Source organism: Thermogutta sp., assembly GCF_014359955.1.
Lineage (GTDB): Bacteria > Planctomycetota > Planctomycetia > Pirellulales > Thermoguttaceae > Thermogutta.
This window is the reverse complement of sequence record NZ_JACIYL010000490.1, coordinates 1-3,345: the sequence shown is the minus strand read 5'-3', so window position 1 is coordinate 3,345 and position 3,345 is coordinate 1. Positions and strand designations below refer to the sequence as shown.

Below are 3,345 nucleotides of genomic sequence, written 5' to 3'. Positions count from 1 at the left end.
GCGTCTGTTTGATCGCCAGCACATCAGGATCGCTGGCTGCCTCGCGGAGAAACGTGACCACGGGCTCAAAACTTTCGTAGGGGTGAAACAGCATGACATCGTGGTCCAGGATCGCTTTCCAAAGGTCGTCCCACCCGAGCAGATCGCGCGGAGGCTGGGGCGGCCAGTCGGGGTCACGCAGGTGCGCATATCCTGGCAGCCCTACGATTTCCCGCAGGGATGCCGCGGAAATAAATGATTCGACAGCGAATACATCTTCATCGCCCAATTGGAACAGATTTAACAAGAATTGGTGGAGCCGTTCGTGCGCCCCCGAGGCGACCTCCAAGCGCACGGCCGCGCGGCGGCGACGGGCAAGGATCGCTTCTTCCACCGCGCTGAGCAAATCACTCGCGTCATCGTCCTGGATTGAAACGTCGGCGTCCCGGGTCACACGGAATGGACCGGCGTAGACAACCTGATAACCCCGAAACAGATTATGGACAAACGTTGCTATGAGATCGTCCAGCAGGGCCAGGCGGTGCCCCTGGCTACTCGGCAGGGATACAAATCGCGGATGCCGTGTGGGGATCGGGACAAACGCGATTTTCTCCCCACTCTCATCACTTTTCTTCCGGGGGCGGAGAACCACACCGAGATGAACCTGGAGACCGGGAATCGCCGGAGGGGGCAACAAATCGCTCATGGCCAGCGGCGTAAGAATGGGAGCTATTTCCCGCTCAAAGTACTGCCGAAGAAAAACGCGATCTTCTTCGGACCATTGCGATGGTCGCAACCACTGGATTCCGTGCTGAGCGAGCTCTTCGAAGGCACTCAGAATGCCGCGATCATGGTCCTTCACCATCCGGCGAACTCGCTCGGCAATTGCCCGAAGCTGCTCCTCTGGTGTCATTCCCGAAATATCACGCCGCGATTTCCCAGCCTTTTGAAGTTGTTTGAGGCTGGCAACACGGATCATATAGAATTCATCCAAATTTGTGCTGACTATAGCGAGAAATTTCAGTCGCTCGAGCAGAGGAACATCCGGCGATAAGCCCTCCTGAAGAACCCGCTCATTGAATTCTAGCCAGCTTAGTTCCCTGTTAATGTAAAGCGAAGGATCAGAAAAACTCTTTTTCTTCATCGGCAGACCCCGAACTGGCACCGCGAAACTTCTCAAAGGGCCTCGAGTGGCAAATACTCCTGAGTGATTTACTGCTCGAACCGGATCTTCATTCCGTACACATCTTCGAACATGTCGCTTTTGGCTGCCACCGATTTTTTCTCCAGCACCAGGTTTTCCGCTCCGTGAACAACGATGCTCAATTCGTCGCCCTCATGGTGAAATTCCACCTGTTCCGCCTGGCGAATCCTGCCACGTGCCAATGCGTCGGCCACACGCAGGATGGCAGCCAATTTGTTGATGATCACGCGCGATTCCCGTGGCAACGCCATGTATTCTAAATGGGAAACTTTGGGTGAACTTCTCCGGTGGTACCGGGCCACATGCGCTACCAGTTGCGTCTCCGCTCGTGTCAGTCCAAAAATCTCCGAATGCGCGATGATGTAATAACTGTGCTTATGATGAGCACTCAGGTTGATGTATCCCCCCACCTCGTGGAGTATCGCCGCGACCCGCAACAGAAGCCGCTCCCGGCTTCCTAACCCGTGATCGGTCGTGAGGGTGTCGAACAATCGCGCCGCAATATCGGCAGTAATCTGAGCATGTTCCAGATCCGCACCGTAACGCTGGGCCATTGCCAGGGCGGCATGGATGATGCCTTCCTGAAGGGCAGTGTCTTCCTTGCCCGTAGTCTGCCGCGCGAGCTCCAGCAGAAGTCCATCCCGCATCGATACCTGGGAGACGATGACGTGCGGAGCGGACGTATGGCCAAGGAGTTCCCAGTAAGTCAAAAGGGCAGGGAGGAGTGTCTCCGCCTCGGTAAGGGGAAGATTGTACTGCCGGGCCAGTTCTTCCGGTCGATACCGCTGGCACCGCCGAATCAGCTTCTGAAATTGTTCCTTTTCAACGATAAACAGTTTCTCTGAGCGGCTGGGGTATCCGGCCACCCGGGCGGCAAATCGCACGTCTCCTCCTACCGCGACAAACGTATTGCACGCTGCCAGCGGCAATGTGCGCTTGGCCATCGCGACCTGACTGCGGATGTGCTGTTCCAGAACCTGGGCGGCGCGTTCGGGCGGCTCGGATTGCAGTCCCAGGGTTTCCAAAAGCCGCACAGATCCCAGACGCCACCCCACCGAGTTGACGATCTCGCCCTCTTCTAGAATCGTCAGGATGGTGCTTCCCCCCCCCACATCGACGATGAGCGTTTTGCCCTGATTAACCTCAGGAAAGGCTTCCACAGCCTCACGCACCGCCGCTACCGTCAACCGGCCTTCTTCCGCGATGCTGATGACTTCCACGGAAAGTTTGCATGCCAGAAAAATCCGGTCGAGGACGTTGTCGGCGTTGGCGGCATCGCGAAGGGAACTCGTGGCCACCGCCCTCACTTTTTCTACCCCATAAGTCTCCATGATCTTCTGATAGTTGCGAAGTATCTCGACAGCAGACCGCATACACTGAGCCCCGATCCGGCCGCGGGAAAACGTGTCTTTTCCCAACCGAATCGGACGTTGGACCCGTTCCAGAACTTCAATCTGCCCATCTTCGAAAACCTGGGCAATCACCATACGAATAGCGTTCGTGCCGATATCAATAACGGCAACGGGGTGCGCTGGACCACTCGTTCCCTTGCTTTCCTCGAATGATGTCATCTGATTTGAACGGTGACGTTCGGGTCAAAATCGGAATTCGCTTACCGCCGGCTTAGTTGCCTTCTCTGGATCTCCCCCTGACAAGTCGTCAACTCATTTTCTGCCGGGTAATTTCGCCTTTAAACACATATTCGTTTCCAGAACTCATTTTCCCAAACCAATCAGTCCTCGGTAGTAGCTCCCATCAGATGCGCTGTCCATTTGGCCCGTCGGAGGCGGGTATCGCCGCCGACTGTTCTGGATCACAGGAGTCCCCGAGAAACTGTGATTGCTCCAGCGAACGCCACAAATTCTGCAATTTCTGCTGAGAACAAAAGTCTCTCAGGCGATCGAAGACCTGTGTTCGAGTCTGGCGGTAATACTGCTCGAGTGCGTTCAGGCCCGGCAACAATCGCTGCGGATTGAGCCACCGGGGCTCCATTGGGTCCCCCGCTTCAACTCTTCTGATTGCCTTATCCAGCCGCGCCGACCACACGTCGTAATCGTGAATTTCCCCTGCCCATTCCTGAATCTGCCTCAAAGCTTCCACGGCGACTTCCGCGAGGCTTCCCAAAACTGGCAAAAGGGACTCCAGCGAATACCGCAGCTTTT

The 3,345-nt window shown here is 56.0% G+C and carries 2 protein-coding genes and 1 pseudogene; all 3 read right to left on the bottom strand.

All coding sequences use genetic code 11. From position 1 onward, the window contains the following. A pseudogene (locus tag H5U08_RS13415) lies at positions 1 to 1,123 on the bottom strand (hypothetical protein); the annotation flags it as partial. A 68-nt stretch (positions 1,124 to 1,191) separates the two neighbouring features. Further along, a complete protein-coding gene (locus H5U08_RS13410; protein WP_297033993.1) occupies positions 1,192 to 2,754 on the bottom strand; it encodes a Ppx/GppA phosphatase family protein in 1,563 nt (520 codons plus the stop codon). A 184-nt stretch (positions 2,755 to 2,938) separates the two neighbouring features. Beyond that, a partial coding sequence (locus tag H5U08_RS13405) for a hypothetical protein (RefSeq protein ID WP_297033989.1) occupies positions 2,939 to 3,345 on the bottom strand: 407 nt, incomplete at its 5' end.